Origin of the sequence: Rosettibacter firmus (genome assembly GCF_036860695.1) — a bacterium.
Lineage (GTDB): Bacteria > Bacteroidota > Ignavibacteria > Ignavibacteriales > Melioribacteraceae > Rosettibacter > Rosettibacter firmus.
The window spans coordinates 426944-443397 of record NZ_JAYKGJ010000002.1; the positions used below are offsets into that span (position 1 = coordinate 426944).

Sequence of the window (16454 nt, forward strand, 5' to 3'; positions counted from 1 at the left end):
ACCCTTTAAAACAAAAAACCCTTCTCAGTGACTACTAAGAAGGGTTTCAATTATAAAATATACATATTACTTCAAGTCACTGAGATAGTGCGGATATAAACTTGCCACCACCACCAAGCCCAGACTGAATTGAAGTAATATGTAACTTTTCTTGTTTTCATAACGTGTGCAAATATAGAAAATTAAAATATACTTTGTCAATAGTTATTAAAAATCTTTGTTAATAAATAAGTCTATAGCTTGAACCAATCTTCAATATGTTGCCATCTATTATTGTTGTAATATGAATTAGTGTATTCATTTGTTCTTTTAGAATAAACATAATCTTTAGACCATATATGAGCATAATTAATAGTTTCTTCAATAGCATTTATAATAAAATCAATTTCATTATCTGTCATAGTGGGATGTATGGATAATCTAACCCAGCCTGGTTTTTCGGAGAGATCTCCCTGGTTAATTTTATCAGTGATATATTTAGAACGTGTAGGATCAACGTGTAATAAATAATGACCATAAGTTCCAGCACACGAACATCCGCCTCTTACTTGAATACCGAATTTATCATTTAATAACTTAACCATAAGATTATAATGAATATCTTCAACATAAAATGAAATTACACCAAGTCTCTCTTCGTGCTCGGAAGCAAGAATATGAATTTTATTAATTTTTTTTAGTTTATTAAAAGCAATTGAAAGTAACTCGTATTCTCTCCTTAAAATATTTTCAATTCCCATTTCTTCTTTAAGTATAATAACAAGAGCAGATTTTATTGCTTGTAAAAAGCCTGGTGTGCCTCCGTCTTCACGTGTTTCTATATCAGAAATGTATTTATGTTCACCCCATGGATTTGTCCAATCTACCGTTCCGCCGCCAGGATGATCAGGTACTTTTTTATTATATAATTCAGAATTAAAAATCAGTACACCTGAAGTCCCTGGACCACCAAGAAATTTATGAGGAGAAAAAAATATTGCATCTAATTGTTGTTCTGGGATTTCAGGATGCATATTAATTTCCACATATGGAGCTGCAGCAGCAAAGTCAATAAAACAGACGCCTCCATACTTATGCATTAGTTCTGCCATTTTATATATAGGGGGTTGTATTCCTGTTACATTTGAAGCTGCTGTAAAAGAACCAATTTTTAATTTTCTATGTTCATAAAGTTGTAATAAATTTTCAAGGTGATTTATATTGACCAATCCTTTTTCATCAGGTTCTATTAAAACAACATCACATATTGTTTCTAACCATGAAGTTTGATTAGAATGATGTTCCATATGAGTTAGAAATACAACAGGCTTTTCATCTTTTGGTATATGAAAATATTTTTGTAATTGTTCAGGATATCTTAAACCAAGTATACGCTGAAATTTGTTTATTGCTGATGTCATACCGTAACCAGAAAAGATAAGCACATCTTTATCATTTGCATTAACGTGACGTTTAATAATTTTTTTTGCTTCCTGGTAAGATTTAGTCATTGTTGTTCCTGTTATTGATGATTCGGAATGAGTATTTCCAACAAAAGGACCAAATTTTTCTTTTAAGATTTTTTCTATTGGCTCATATAATCTTCCACTTGCAATCCAATCAGCATAAATAATTTTCTTCTTTCCATATGGTCCTTCGAAATATTGATTAATCCCGATAATATTTTCTCGGTACTTATTGAAATATGCTTCAAGTGAATCCATAAGAACCTCATAAACTTTTATACAAATATAAACGAAATTACCGGGAAGATAATTGTTTTTTTATGGTAGGGAGGATATAAAGAAAGGAAAAAATGCAGGATGAAATGGAATTCATCCTGCATTATAATTTTTAACCAAGATAAGCTTTCAAATTTTTACTTCTTGAAGAATGTCTTAATCTTATTAGTGCTTTTTCTTTAATTTGACGTACTCTTTCTCTTGTAAGATTTAATTTTTCGCCAATTTCTTCAAGAGTTAATGAATGTTCTTTGCCTATTCCAAAGTATAATCTAATTACTTCAGCTTCTCTTTCCGTAAGGATAGAGAGTGAACGTTCTATTTCAGCTTTTAATGATTCTTTCATTAATGAATGATCTGGTGGTGGTTGATCTTCATTAGGCATAACGTCGAGTAAACTATTATTGTTATCTTCGCTATGAGTAAATGGAGCATCCATCGAGATATGACGCCCTGCAATTTGCATTGCATATGTAACATCCTGTACATCCATATCAAGCTGTTCAGCAATTTCTTCTGGATTAGGACGTCTTTCATATTCTTGTTCGAGCTGGCTTAGAGCTTTACTCATTTTATTTAAAGCGCCAACTCTGTTTAATGGCAGGCGCACCATTCTTGATTGTTCTGCAATCGCCTGCATAATTGATTGGCGAATCCACCATACAGCATAGGAAATAAATTTAAATCCTCTGGTTTCGTCAAACCTTTGTCCAGCTTTTATTAAGCCAAGGTTACCTTCGTTGATCAGGTCACCTAAAGGGAGACCTTGATTTTGATATTGTTTTGCAACACTTACTACGAATCTTAAATTGGCTTTAGTTAATTTGTCGAGAGCAGCTTTGTCGCCTTTTTTAATTCGTTTAGCTAATTCAATTTCTTCCTCCGGCGTCAGGAGTTCAACTTTTCCGATTTCCTGCAAATATTGATCTAAAGATTTACTTTCTCTGTTTGTAAATTGCTTCGTAATCTTCAAATCTAACTCTCTCCTTAATTTATTTATAATTAATTAATTTTTCCTGAGATTCAACTTTAAGTAACATAAAATTGTTCCATAATTTTACCTGTAATAAGGTAAAATTTTTAACCAATTTGAGCTATTATTGATTTTTTACTTCCTTCTTATTAAGAAGTGATACAAGAATGTATAAATTTGGCTATATTTTGTAGCTCTTTGATTTGTTAATTTTAATTTCACTTTACAAATATAGTAATTTTAAATTAAATATTCTAAAAATTTTTTACTTTAGTAAAACTTAAATATCCTAACTATTATCGAAATATTTTTTAGCCACTTTAGTCAAAGTAATTTCTTAAACGAGTATAGTTAATTAATAGTTCAAAAAAAATGATAATTTATCTTATAATTTTGGATTTCAATATGTTTGTGAATAAAAATGTTTAATTTTACAGAATAAAATTTATTAAGCGAGGAATTCATGAAATTTAAATCGGTATATATTTATTTGGTTCTATTCTTATCATTTTTAATATCTGTTTTACTTTTTACACCTGGTGCAAAAAAAACAGTTAATGAAGATGAGACTAACATAAATCGTGAAATGCCAGATGATGATATTCATCGTGGGATTAAAACAGATGCATCAAAAATGCCATCGAAAGAAAATGTTTCCAAAGAAGCAATTGAAAAATTAAATCAGCTAAAATTAGAATATGAAAAAAATCCAGATGATACTATTAAAATTAGAAATTATGCAGATATGTTAATGCTTGCACACCAGCCTGACAAAGCGATAGAATTATATAATAAAATTTTAAGCTTTGATTCAAAAAGGATAGATATATTATTGCATCTTACTTATTTGTATTTTAATAAGGGAGAATTGGAAAAAGCTGAAGAAATATCAAAAAGAATTTTAAGTATAAAAAATAATTTTCCACTTGCACTTTATAATCTTGGAGTTATTTATCACGCAAAAGGAGATATTGAAAAAGCAAAGTATTACTGGAAAGAAGTTATTCGAAAAGAACCAGATAGTAAATTGGCTAAAAATTCAAAATTAATGATAGAAAACATAGAGAAGATTAAGCAGTAAAAACTTTTGTAATTAATTTTTTATTAATTTCTTCAAAATAATAATTGATGATTTTTATATTGTTGTTTTGTTTCCAGATTTCATCAGAAGGCATTAGCTTTTTATCGTAAGAATTGTTATTTGAAAGTTTATTTTTATCTGCAAGAACATAAAATGGAATTTTGTAATGCTTACATAAAATTGCAAGCACATTACTGCCAACTTTATTTATAACATTTCCATTTTTTAATATTGAATCTGCACCAATTATAGCTGCATCTGAGTTTTTAACATATTCACTTAGCATTGCTTCTGTGATTAGTTGAACATTTATTTTTTCTATAGCAAGCTTTTGAGCTAAAATTCTTCCTTCATATTTTGGTCTTGATTCCGATACATAAACCTTGAAGTGTGATTTATCTTTTTTTAGTCTTTTAAAAATTTCAAAAACAGTTGTGCTATTGGATATTGTTATAAAAGTCGAATAATTTATTAAAGTGTTTTTACACTTTGAATAAATATTATCATATATATTCAGTAACATTTCATCATATAAATTGAAGAACTTTTCTAATTTATTTTTCTTTTTTAATGCAACCTGAAAATCACCGAGATATTTCTGGATGTTTTTAAATGGAGAAAATTTTTGTTTCAGTTCTAAAATTAGAGCAGGAAAGAGCTGAAAAATTTTTAGTTCCTTTTTAATATGTTTATGAAGAGATAGCAGTAATTCATTGCTACCAGAAGTTTTATCATTAATTAGCTTTTGAAGAGCTTTGTTTAATTTTATATCCATTTTGAAATTACAATACAAAAAAATCAATAACTATTTTTATCAAATTTGAATCCTTTAATAGGTTCTCGTAATGTTAGTACTGGACAAGGTGCTTTCCTTACAACTTTTTCTGCAGTACTACCAAACAATAAATGTTCAACTCCAGTATGTCCATGAGTTGCAATAATTATTAAGTCGATATCTTTTTCTTTTGCTGTTTCATTAATTTCTACGAATGGTTTACCTGTTTTAATTATTGTTTCTACAGTTAAAGAAGGATCAATAAGAGTTTTTGCAAGATTTTTTAATTCTTCTTCAGCTCGAGTTTTAATATCAGTATCTATTGATGGAATAGCAACCTGTCCCATACTAAAATCAGCTGGATAGATAACTGGTTCAATAACATAAATTAAATACAATTGTGAATTAAAATGTTTAGCAAATTCAACTGCATATTTTAATGCATTTTTTGAGTAATCAGAGAAATCAATTGGTATTAATATTTTATTTATCATACTCATAATTAACCTCATTTATTTCTTATTTTGTTATATAGTTCTATGTAATCAAGATTTAAATTTCTAAGTCTTCTCGAAATAATTTGACTAATTCCTTTTAGTATCTTTATACCATCTAATGGATATGATTCAATAAATTCGTCAAGGTCAGGTTTAAAGATTACAGCAATTTGTGATTCTTTAAGAGCAATAGCAGAAGCAGATCTTTTTTCATTATCAAGAAGTGCAAGTTCACCAAAAAAATCGCCACGTGTAAGATGAGCTAAATCAAATCTTTCGTTGTTTTCTACTTCAAATGTAATTAATACTTCTCCATTTATTATAATATATAAACCTATTCCAGGATCGTTTTGATAAAATATATATTCGTTTACAGAATAAACTCTATTATGAAATAGTTTTAATAGGTTTTTGAAATTTTTATTAGTAAGATCTTTAAATGGAGGCATTGATAAAAGAACTTCTTCTAACTGGCTTTTTTCTGCAGGTGTTTTAAATAAATTTGTCCAGAAACTATTTTGTATTTTTACTTGATTCATAATTACCTCTTATTTGAATAAACCTGCTTCTGCAACACGCCATATTTTTTGACATGGAAATTTATTTTCATAAAGTGCTCTTCCAATAATAACAGAATCAACATATCCTTCTGTTTCTCTTTGCAATTTAATTAAATCCTGATAACCACTTATACCTCCAGAGTGTGTTACTTTACATTCGGTAATTTCAGCTATTCTTTTAGAAAGTTCTATATTCGGTCCAAGCAACATTCCATTTCTTCTAACATCAGTAACAATGTACCTTTTAGCACCAAGTTGTTTTAAAATTCGAGCATAGTCATAAGCATTGACGCCAGTAAAAACTCTTCTGCCCCTTGTAATAACTTCTCCTTCTATTACGTCAATGGCGGCAACAACTCTATTTGGTGTAAATGTTTCAAGAATTTTAGTGAATTCTTTTGGATTTTCAAAAGCAAGTGTTCCTATCACTATTCTTGCTACACCTAAATCAAATGCAATTCGGGCATCTTCTAAGTTTCTGATACCTCCACCAAGTTCTACTGGAATAATTACTGCTTCACATATTTTTCTTATGATCTCGTGGTTAACGTGAGAATGTTCCCATGCAGAATTAAAGTCTACAACATGCAGGCATTTTGCATTTTCTGATCGCCAGATTAATGCCATTTCAACAGGATCATTTCCATAAGAAGGACAATTTAATTCTGGTATTCCCTGAACTACTCTAACAGTTTTTCCATCTTGAATATCTATTGAAGGAATAACTAATAATTTAGCCATCGAATTTCCATTTACCTTGATTTTTAATTGTTTTTCTGCTGATTATTAATTTTTGTATTTCACTTGTTCCTTCGAATATTTTAAGTATTCTTACATCTCTATAAAATCTTTCTATTGGTAATTCACTTGAATAACCCATTGCTCCATGTATTTGAACAGCCATATCAGCAATTTCTTTTACTGCTTCCGAACAATATAATTTTACAATTGCAGCATCTTGACTTATATCGAGTCCCTGATCATATTTTTCAGCTGCACGATATAAGATACTTTCCATTAAATAAATTTTTGTGGTCATCTCAGCAATCATAAATTCAATAGCTTCAAATTGAGAAATTGGCTTGTCAAACTGAACTCTTTGATTTGCAAATTGAACAGAGAGTTCAAGTAATTCTTTAGCAGCACCTACACTGCAAGCTCCTATTGTTAATCTCCCTGCATCTAAAGTTTTCATTGCAATAATAAAACCTCTTCCTTCCTGACCAATAATATTTTCTTCGGGAACTTCTACATCATTAAATCTTATTGCATTTGTAACACTACCTCTAATCCCAAGCTTTTTTTCATTATGACCAACTTCCACTCCCTGAAAATTTTTTTCAACTACAAATCCTGTAATTCCTTTCTCTGTTCTTGCAAAAACAGAAAATATATCTGCTATTGCTCCGTTTGTTATCCATAATTTTTCACCATTTATTATCCATTTCCCATTTTTTTTAGTAGCAGTAGTTTTAAGATTAAAAGAATCAGAACCTGCCTGAGCTTCTGTTAAACAAAATGCAGCAATTTTTTCTCCAGAAGTAAGTTGTGGTAAATATTTTTGTTTAAGTTCTTCAGAACCACCAACGTATATTGCATTGGTTCCTATTGATTGATGAGCTCCAATAAAAGTAGCAGTAGCACCACATCCTCTTGAAATCTCTTCTTGAGCAACGCAATAACCTACCATTCCAAAACCACCACCACCATATTTTTCGGGGAATGCTGTACCTAATAATCCTAAATTTGCAATTTTTTTGATTAATTCATCTGGTATATATTCTTGTTCATCAATTAATCTGGCAAGAGGTTTAATTTCTGCATTTGTAAAATCTCTTACCAGTTTACGCAGCATTTCATGTTCTTCTCGAAATTTTAGTAACATAGTAAAATTTTATGATTAGTTAATTGTAAAATAAATAAATGGATTCTAAAATAAAATTAATTATGTTTTTAATAGTTATTCAATGGAAGGATAATTAGAAGAGATTAAACTGCTTGAGATGTTTCTACTGCAAACATTTTGTATTGTTTATATAATGCAACTGCATCTTCGAAACTAAATCGTGTTCTTATGAGAAAACTTTCATCTCGTTTTTTAAGAGGTGGTTCTGGTTCCCATTCTAAATTGGAATTTAAAACTGTATTATTTTCTGTATTTACAATTGCCCATTTAGCTACACCATTCTTGTTGGATTTCATTACCAAATGGATTTTGCCCTCTAATCCAAATCTCATTGCTACATCAAACCATTTTGCTTTTTCTTCAATAGTCATTTTTTAATATTTGCTAATTTTTCTAATTTATAATCGTATAAAAAAAGGAAAGTTTTAGTGTCTATTAAAATTAAATTTAGTGAGTTCAATCATAGAAAATTTCCTTTATTTGATTTTATATATTTCTTGACTTTCCAATCACTTATCTTCATATTTCGCATAATATGATTAAAAATTTTACTTATACAGCTTCTGATAATGAAATCATTACCATTACTGCTTATATAAATGATAATTTATTTAATGGTAATGCAATTATTTTTGTACATGGGTTTAAAGGTTTTAAAGATTGGGGCTTTGTTCCATACTTGGGAAATTATTTCGCAGATAAAGGTTTTTTAACTATTACTTTTAATTTTTCTCATAACGGCATTGGGAAAAATTTAAATGAGTTTACAGAGTTAGATAAATTTTCAAAAAATACAATTTCTCGTGAAGTTAGAGAATTAAATGAAATTACAGATGCATTATATGATGATTTCTTTAATCTTAATTTCAAAGGAAAAGTTGGTTATATTGGACATAGCAGAGGGGGAGCTATTGCGATTTTAAATGCATCAAAAAGGACTGATATAAGTTGTGTAAGTTTATGGGCTTCGATTTCTCATTTTAATAGATATACTCAACATCAAATAGAAGAATGGCGAAAAAAAGGTTATCTTGAAGTCTTAAATACTCGTACAAAACAAATTATGAAACTTGATATTGCTCTATTGAACGATATTGAAAAAAATGCAGATGAATTAAATATTAAAAAGGCGATAGAAAATTTCAAAAAACCTTTATTAATTGTTCATGGCAATCAAGATATGGTTGTTCCTGTAAAAGAAGCACAACAATTATATGAATGGTCAGACAAAGCTCACACAGAATTTTTCAAGATTTATGGTACGGGGCACACATTTGATATTGTTCATCCTTTTAATGGTATTAATGAAAAGTTTAAAAAAGTCTTAGAAATAACTTCTAAATTTTTTATCAATAATCTTAAATAAACAGGTGAATTATGAATTCAAAAGAAACAGTTAAAATCTCAGTTAACATAATTGATAAAATTAAATCCAGAGAAATTTTAGGAATAATCTCATTTTCATTATTAATGTCTATTAGTGCACAAATTATTATACCTGTTCAACCTGTACCTTTTACACTTCAGACTATGATTGTACTTTTATCGGGTGCTTTTTTAGGTTCAAGAAATGGATTTATAAGCCAGATAATTTATTTATTCATGGGAATTTTAGGATTACCAGTTTTTGCAGGATTTAGTTCGGGTATTTTTAAATTATTTGGTCCAACTGGAGGATATTTGTTATCATTTCCATTTGCAGCATTTTTAGTTGGTTATTTGGTTGAAAAGAAAAATTCTAATCTCATATTATTAATGTCTTTTATCCTTGGAGAGTTAATAATTCTTCTTGGAGGTGCTTCATATTTAAATTTATTTTTTAATGGGAATCTTAAACAAACATTGTTTCATGGGGTCTTTATATTTTCTCTATGGGATATAATTAAAATTATTGCAGCCTTTAGTATTTATAAAGCTCTTAAAATAAAAAAATAATCTCATAATAATTTTTTGGATTAAAAAATGAGCACTAAAAATGTTGTTTTTATAATTGTATTTATTAGTGCATTAACACTATTTGTTTTTAATGTTAGAAAAATTATTTCTTACATTTTATTAGGAAATAAAGATAATAGATTTCATAAGCCCTTAGAACGAATTAAGAATGTATTGACCATTGCTTTCGCACAATCTAAATTATTAAGAGAACCTGTTGCAGGGACAATTCATTTTTTTATTTTCTGGGGATTCATAATCTTTCTATTTGCTGTTGTTGAATCAATAGTTCAAGGATTTTATTCACCTTTCAGCTGGGAATTTTTAGGTTCGTTTTATCGAATTATATCATTTATTCAGGATTTATTTGGATTACTTATAATTATTTCTGTATTGGTAGCACTTTATCGAAGGTTTATCAAGAAAGTTCCTCGATTGAATGTTGGGAAGGAAGGCAATTTAGATGCTGCAATAATTTTGTTATTGATTTTTGGTGTTGTTTTATCGATGTATGGACAAAATTCTGCTTTTATTGCAAAAAACAATTTTGTGCTATCATCTAACGAATTAAGACCTATTTCATTTTATCTAAGTAAATATTTATTTGCAAACTCAAATCAAATTTCTCCATTATGTTACGAAGTTTGCTGGTGGGTTCATATTTTACTGATTTTTAGTTTCTTGAACTTTCTACCATATTCAAAACATTTTCATGTAATTTCATCAATACCAAATGTTTATTTTTCAAAACTCAAGAATGAGAAATATGTTTTAAAAAAAATAAATCTTGAAGATGAAAATGTAGAACAGTATGGAGCAGCAGACTTTGAACACTTGAGCTGGAAACAAATTCTTGATGGATTTGCCTGTACAGAGTGCGGAAGATGTACAGCAAGTTGTCCTGCATCTATTACAGGCAAAAAGTTATCTCCTCGAGAAATAATTAAAAATATTAGATATCGAACAGAAGAAAAAGCTCCTCTATTATTTAAAGGATTAAATGATGATGAAACTTTTTCTAAAACTTTAATTCATAATTATATATTGGACGAAGAAATATGGGCTTGTACAACATGTGGTGCTTGTGTTAATGAATGTCCAGTAATGATTGAACATGTAGACTCGATAGTTGATTTTAGAAGAAATCTTGTTTTAATGGAATCAAACTTTCCACCTGAATTAAATTCACTGTTCAAAAATTTAGAGACAAATTTTAATCCATGGGCATTTAATGCTCAGGATAGAGCGAATTGGTCAGAAGGAATGAATATTAAAACGATGGCAGAAGATTCAAATTGTGAAATTTTATTCTGGGTTGGATGTGCTGGCTCGTTTGATGCTCGATATCAAAAAGTGACAAAATCAATTGCAAAATTGATGCAAAATGCAAATATTGATTTTAGAATTCTTGGAATTGAAGAAAAATGCACGGGTGATTTACCACGAAGATTGGGAAATGAATATTTAGCTCAAATGTTAATTCAAGAAAATGTAGAAACATTGAATAAGTATAATGTCAAAAAAATTGTTACAGGCTGTCCACATTGTTTTAATATATTAAAAAATGAATATCCACAATTTGGTGGAAACTATGAAGTAATTCATCATACTGATTTAATCAAAGAATTATTAAAATCAGGGAGATTAAAACTGAAGAATGAATCATTAATGCAAAAGATTACTTATCACGATTCATGCTACCTTGGACGTTATAATAATATTTATGATTCACCAAGAGAATCTTTGAAAATGGTTAACAATATTGAATTAGTTGAAATGAAAAGAAGTAAAGATAAAGGATTTTGTTGTGGTGCTGGGGGTGGTAGAATGTTTCTCGAAGAAACAGAAGGTAAACGAATAAATGAACATCGTACATTAGAAGCAATTGAAACAAATGCAAATGTTATTGCTTCTGCTTGTCCATTCTGTATGACTATGTTAACTGATGGATTAAAATCATTTAATAAATCAGAAGAAATTGCAGTAAAAGATGTTTCTGAAATTATTCTTGAACACTTAAATAATTAATTAAAATATGGAGGTATACATGCAAAAGTATCAAAATCTAGTAGAATTTGTAAAAAGTTTAGAAGCTGATGTTGTTAAGTTTTATGAAAAAGGTCAGGCTGCTGCTGGTACACGCCTGAGAAAAGGTTTAAGTGAGTTGAAAAGGATGGCTCAAGAAATTAGAAATGAAGTACAGGAAATTAAAGCACAACGAAAAGCTCCTAAAAGCGAATAATGATATATTAAAGGCTGGATATTTGTCCAGCCTTCTTTTATGAAATTGACGGTCATAAAATTTATACTAACTGTTATATTAATAGCATTTTACTCTTATCTATTCGAACATCCAAATTATAAAACAAATACATCCTTTCCTGATTCTATCTCGACTGTCAATCTCACTTTTGTAGGTGATATTATGTGTCACCTGCCTGAAATTAAAGCTGCACAAATAGAGAAAGATAGTTTCGATTTTAAACCTGTTTTTCAATATGTTAAAAAATATCTCGATACTTCTGATATTACATTTGGTAATCTTGAAACAGTAATTGGAAAACAGAAAGATAATTATAAAGGTTATCCACTATTTAATTCACCACCAGAATTATTAGAAGCATTGAAGTATGCTGGTTTTGATTTTTTATTTACTTCTAATAATCACGCATTTGACCAGGGCTATAATGGTTTAAAAAGAACATTAAATGCAATAAAAGAAAATGGGATGCAAGCTGCAGGAACATATGTTTCTAAAGACGATTATGACTCGCTTCTTATTATTTTTAAAAATAATATTAAGATTGGTATACTTGCTTATACTTACGACTTAAATCTAAAATTGAAAAAAGAACATAAATACTGCATAAAATTTCTTGATACTCTCTTAATTAAAGATGAAATAAGGAAACTCAAAGAAAAAGGGGCTGAGATTGTTATAGTTTATTTTCACTTTGGAGATGAATATAAAAGGAAGGTATCAAATTATCAGAAGAAAATAGTTAATAAAACAATTGAGTATGGGGCTGATTTAATTATTGGAAGCCATCCACATGTTGTCCAACCGATGAAGCTTTTATCTTCAAACAAAAGCAAAATAAAAAAAGTTTTTGTGGCTTATTCATTAGGGAATTTTCTTTCGAACCAGCGATGGCGTTATTCTGATTCGGGTGTAATCCTTAATGTTGTTATTAAAAAGAATAATCAAAGTAAAGAAATAAATTTTGAAAATATTTCAATCATTCCCACCTGGGTATACAAAAGTAAATTTAATAATCGAGATAATTTTTTGATTGTCCCATCTGATTCTACACTAATTAAGAACTTATCTTTTTTATCTAATGTTGATAAGATGAAAATTTTAAGAGCATATAATGATGTAATGGAAATGTATTCCTGCACAAAGTAATTATTTAATGATTTATTATTTTTGAAAGGTTGGATAGGTTTAATATGAAAAATAAAGCATCACTCACAGTAATTTTCGTTACAATCTTTATAGATTTAATGGGTTTTGGAATTTTAATTCCATTATTACCAACTTTTGCAAGTAAAGAATTAGGAATTTCAGATTTTGGAATTGGGATTATAGTAGCTGCATTTTCGTTAATGCAATTTATATTTAATCCTTTTCTTGGAAATCTGTCTGATTCTATTGGAAGAAAGCCAATTATTGCAATAACATTATTATTGACGTCTATTTCATATATTATTTTTAGCTTTGCAAATTCATTTGGTGTTTTAATTTTATCAAGAATGTTAGCTGGAATAGGTGGAAGTAATATTGGAGTAGCACAGGCATATATTGCAGATATAACACAACCTGAAGAAAGATTAAAAGGAATGAGTATTATCGGTATTGCATTTGGACTTGGTTTTGTATTCGGTCCTTTGATTGGTGCCTTAATTTCAGTATATGGATATTCAGTTGCAGGATTAATTAGTGCAACTTTTTCGTTTACTGCATTTTTATTTGCTTTAATAATATTACCTGAATCAAATATAAGAACTGGTAAAAAAAATAAATTGGAAATTAAGTTATTCGATATAAACAATATTAAAAAAGTTATAAGAACATCAAAAGTGAATTTGTTGATTTTTATTTTCTTCATAATAATTTTTTCAATAGCAAATTTGTATGGTACATTTGCATTGATCGGATATAAACTTTATCATTTCACAGATCGACAGAATGGGATTTTATTTGGTACTATGGGAATTATAGGTGCAGCAGTTCAAGGTGGTTTGATGAAATTAATTAAAGATAAAATTTCTGAACGAAAGCTTTTATTAATTGGACTGGCTTTTATGATTGCAGGTTTGGCTGGTATTCCGTATGGTATAAATTTTCTGGGAGTAATTATTATTGTAATTATTTTATCGATTGGAACCGGAATATTACAACCTTTGCTATTAAGTCTAATATCAAAATTTACAAATCAAAATGAACAGGGGATAGTTCTTGGAATCAATCAATCTTTTTCTGCTTTGGCAAGAGTCTTAGGTCCACTCTGGGGTGGATTTTCTTTTAATTATTTGGGTTATAAAGCTCCTTTTCTTACCGGAGCTATCTTTACTTTTTTTATATTAGTAATTGTGATTTTTTATATGAAAGAATTTGAATAAAAATGTTAACCATAGGTAAACTGAAAATAGAAAATGCATTATTGCTGGCTCCAATGGAAGATGTAACTGATATTGCATTTAGAAAACTCTGTAAAGAATTTGGAGCAGATATTGTTTACACAGAATTTGTAAATTCGGATGGATTGGTTCGTTCGAATCAAAAAACATATCGTAAACTTGAAATAACAGAATATGAAAGACCTGTAGGAATTCAAATATATGGCGGCAATATTGAACCAATGATCGAAGCAGCGAAGATAGCTGAGCAAAAAAATCCTGATATAATAGATATAAATGCTGGTTGCTGGGTTAAAAAGATTGCTAATCGTGGTGCTGGTGCTGGATTATTAAAAGATCCTGATTATATGCAAAAAATGGTAGAAGTAATTGTGAAAGTAGTTAATGTCCCTGTAACTGTAAAGACAAGATTGGGCTGGGATGAAAATTCAATTATGATACTTGATATTGCAAAGAGATTAGAAGATGCAGGTGCTTCAGCTTTAACAATTCATTGTAGAACAAGAAGTCAGGGACATAATGGTAAAGCAGATTGGTCCTGGATACCAAAGATAAAAGAAGTGGTTAAAATTCCTGTTATATTAAATGGTGGTGTTTATAGTGCAAATGATGTTAAAATGGCTTTTGAATTAACTGGAGCAGATGGAATTATGATTGCACGTGGAGCAATTGAACGACCATGGATTTTTCAGGAAGCAAAAGAATTATTAACTACTGGTACAATAAATTTACTCGATACACCAGAATTCAGAATTCAAACTGCTCTGAGACATCTTAAATATTCACTCGAAATAAAAGATTCTCGTGCAGCAATTATTCCTTTTAGAAAATTCTGGTCAGGATATCTTAAGGGTTTGAGAAATTCATCTAAAGTCAAACAGGAATTAATGAAAGTTACAGAATATGCTCCCATTGAAGAAATTTTGATGAATTATCTTAATGAATTAAAAAATATAGAAAATATAAGTATTACAAACTAAATAGGTATAAAATGGACTTAAAAAACTATATACGTACAGTACCTGATTTCCCAAAAACAGGGATTATGTTTAAAGATATAACAACATTATTGAAAGACAAAAATGCATTTCAATATGCCGTAGAAGAATTGTATAACTTATCGAAAAACAAGGGGATAACAAAAGTAGTTGCAATAGAATCTCGTGGATTTATTTTTGGTGCTATACTTGCCAATAAATTGGGTGCTGGATTTGTTCCAGTAAGAAAACCTGGAAAGTTACCTGCTGAAAAGTTATCTGAAACTTACACACTGGAGTATGGTACCGATTCTATTGAAATTCATAAAGATGCTATTCAACCAGGAGATATAGTTTTATTACATGATGATTTACTTGCTACAGGGGGCACTATGGAAGCAGCATGCAAACTTGTTGAAAAAATGGGAGCAAAGATAGCTCAAATATCATTTTTAATTGAATTAAGTTTTTTGAACGGAAGAGAAAAACTAAAAGATTATGATGTGCATTCAATAATTCAGTATGATGAATAGCTGCAGTAATTAAAAGAAGTAATAATCACTTAAAATCTTTTGGTGCTAATACAACAACAAATTCACCTTTAACTGTTTTTGTTTTAATTGAATCGAGAATTTCATCTGCTGTTCCTCGCCACACCTCTTCAAACTTTTTAGTTAATTCTCTTGCAACTGCAATTTTTCTTAAGGGCATATACTGCTTTATTTCTTCAAGGAGTTTTACGATTCTGTATGTTGACTCATAAAGAACTATAGTTCTTTCTTCTTCAGCAAGTTCCATTAACTTTTTTTGTCTTCCTTTTTTTTGTGGAAGAAATCCTTCGAATACAAAAGAACTTGATGGAAAACCACTTATGCTTAACGCTGCAATTAGTGCACTTGGTCCAGGCACCGGGATTATTGATATGTTATTTTTAATTGCTTCGTTTATCAGTTTTGTACCTGGATCTGATATTAATGGAGTACCTGCATCTGATACAAGTGCACATGATTTCCCAGATTTTATCTCTGTTATAATTTTATTGATTTGATTTGCTTCATTAAAAGCATTAGCTACAATTAATTTCTTATGAATATTATAATGATCTAAAAGAATTTTTGTTACTCTTGTATCCTCACATATTATAAAATCAACATTTCTTAAAATATTCAAAGCTCTTAATGTAATATCTTCTAAATTACCTATAGGTGTAGCAACAATGTAAATAATGTTTCTACTGTTAATTGGTTCGTCCATATTAATAAAGATTGATTAATTCTATTGTTAGCAAAATCAGTAATAAATTTATAATCGAATGTTAATAATAAATTTTTAATAAAAAAATTTTCTTCGAGTAAAGGTATAACTATAAGTCATTGTAAAATAAC

18 protein-coding genes are annotated in these 16454 nt (G+C 29.1%); 9 read left to right on the forward strand and 9 right to left on the reverse strand.

The genetic code is table 11. The features are described 5' to 3' along the window. Nucleotides 1-233 precede the first annotated feature (233 nt). Both VJY38_RS08695 and VJY38_RS08700 read right to left on the reverse strand, forming a co-directional pair. Complete coding sequence (locus VJY38_RS08695; RefSeq protein ID WP_353680302.1) at nt 234-1703, reverse strand: aminotransferase class V-fold PLP-dependent enzyme; 1470 nt, start codon at nt 1701-1703, stop codon at nt 234-236. A gap of 130 nt (nt 1704-1833) precedes the next feature. Next, the gene (locus VJY38_RS08700; RefSeq protein ID WP_353680303.1) at nt 1834-2694 is read right to left on the reverse strand and encodes a sigma-70 family RNA polymerase sigma factor; all 861 of its coding nucleotides are present in this window, start codon (nt 2692-2694) and stop codon (nt 1834-1836) included. A gap of 463 nt (nt 2695-3157) precedes the next feature. Between VJY38_RS08700 and VJY38_RS08705 the strand changes: the two genes are divergently transcribed. Then, nucleotides 3158-3775: a tetratricopeptide repeat protein gene (locus VJY38_RS08705; RefSeq protein WP_353680304.1), complete on the forward strand. Its 618-nt coding sequence runs from the start codon at nt 3158-3160 to the stop codon at nt 3773-3775. On the opposite strand, the gene VJY38_RS08710 is transcribed toward VJY38_RS08705, so the two are convergent. From VJY38_RS08710 to VJY38_RS08735, 6 genes are all read right to left on the reverse strand, one after another. Further along, the gene (locus tag VJY38_RS08710; RefSeq protein ID WP_353680305.1) at nt 3765-4550 is read right to left on the reverse strand and encodes an eIF2B alpha/beta/delta subunit family protein; all 786 of its coding nucleotides are present in this window, start codon (nt 4548-4550) and stop codon (nt 3765-3767) included. The two genes, VJY38_RS08705 and VJY38_RS08710, sit on opposite strands and share 11 nt — an antisense overlap. Nucleotides 4551-4573: 23 nt before the next feature. Further along, a complete protein-coding gene (locus tag VJY38_RS08715; protein ID WP_353680306.1) occupies nt 4574-5050 on the reverse strand; it encodes a universal stress protein in 477 nt (158 codons plus the stop codon). Between the two features lie 8 nt (nt 5051-5058). Next, nucleotides 5059-5586, reverse strand: coding sequence for a cyclic nucleotide-binding domain-containing protein (locus VJY38_RS08720; protein ID WP_353680307.1), 528 nt, complete (start codon nt 5584-5586; stop codon nt 5059-5061). A gap of 9 nt (nt 5587-5595) precedes the next feature. Then, nucleotides 5596-6348, reverse strand: coding sequence for a 1-(5-phosphoribosyl)-5-[(5-phosphoribosylamino)methylideneamino]imidazole-4-carboxamide isomerase (locus tag VJY38_RS08725; protein ID WP_353680308.1), 753 nt, complete (start codon nt 6346-6348; stop codon nt 5596-5598). Then, nucleotides 6341-7492: an acyl-CoA dehydrogenase family protein gene (locus tag VJY38_RS08730; protein WP_353680309.1), complete on the reverse strand. Its 1152-nt coding sequence runs from the start codon at nt 7490-7492 to the stop codon at nt 6341-6343. The genes VJY38_RS08725 and VJY38_RS08730 overlap by 8 nt, the downstream gene beginning before the upstream one ends. Nucleotides 7493-7596: 104 nt before the next feature. Next, nucleotides 7597-7884, reverse strand: coding sequence for a hypothetical protein (locus VJY38_RS08735; RefSeq protein ID WP_353680310.1), 288 nt, complete (start codon nt 7882-7884; stop codon nt 7597-7599). 164 nt (nt 7885-8048) lie between these two features. Here VJY38_RS08735 and VJY38_RS08740 point away from each other — a divergent pair, with 164 nt between their 5' ends. From VJY38_RS08740 to VJY38_RS08775, 8 genes are read left to right on the forward strand one after another with little or no spacing between them, the layout of a single operon-like run. Next, nucleotides 8049-8879: an alpha/beta hydrolase family protein gene (locus tag VJY38_RS08740; RefSeq protein ID WP_353680311.1), complete on the forward strand. Its 831-nt coding sequence runs from the start codon at nt 8049-8051 to the stop codon at nt 8877-8879. 11 nt (nt 8880-8890) lie between these two features. After that, nucleotides 8891-9448 (forward strand): biotin transporter BioY, encoded by a 558-nt coding sequence (locus VJY38_RS08745; RefSeq protein WP_353680312.1) that lies wholly within the window; start codon nt 8891-8893, stop codon nt 9446-9448. 27 nt (nt 9449-9475) lie between these two features. Then, entirely contained in the window at nt 9476-11476 is a 2001-nt protein-coding gene (locus VJY38_RS08750) for a (Fe-S)-binding protein (RefSeq protein ID WP_353680313.1), read from the forward strand. Nucleotides 11477-11495: 19 nt separating this feature from the next. After that, complete coding sequence (locus VJY38_RS08755) at nt 11496-11690, forward strand: Hc1-related histone H1-like protein (protein WP_353680314.1); 195 nt, start codon at nt 11496-11498, stop codon at nt 11688-11690. 39 nt (nt 11691-11729) lie between these two features. Then, nucleotides 11730-12857 (forward strand): CapA family protein, encoded by a 1128-nt coding sequence (locus VJY38_RS08760; RefSeq protein ID WP_353680315.1) that lies wholly within the window; start codon nt 11730-11732, stop codon nt 12855-12857. A gap of 44 nt (nt 12858-12901) precedes the next feature. Further along, the gene (locus VJY38_RS08765) at nt 12902-14074 is read left to right on the forward strand and encodes an MFS transporter (RefSeq protein WP_353680316.1); all 1173 of its coding nucleotides are present in this window, start codon (nt 12902-12904) and stop codon (nt 14072-14074) included. A 2-nt stretch (nt 14075-14076) separates the two neighbouring features. Further along, entirely contained in the window at nt 14077-15072 is a 996-nt protein-coding gene (dusB, locus tag VJY38_RS08770) for a tRNA dihydrouridine synthase DusB (protein WP_353680317.1), read from the forward strand. Nucleotides 15073-15083: 11 nt separating this feature from the next. Continuing rightward, entirely contained in the window at nt 15084-15602 is a 519-nt protein-coding gene (locus tag VJY38_RS08775) for an adenine phosphoribosyltransferase (RefSeq protein ID WP_353680318.1), read from the forward strand. Nucleotides 15603-15627: 25 nt separating this feature from the next. Here the strand turns inward: VJY38_RS08775 and rsmI are convergent, their stop codons facing one another. Further along, entirely contained in the window at nt 15628-16323 is a 696-nt protein-coding gene (gene rsmI, locus VJY38_RS08780; protein WP_353680319.1) for a 16S rRNA (cytidine(1402)-2'-O)-methyltransferase, read from the reverse strand. Nucleotides 16324-16454: the final 131 nt, after the last annotated feature.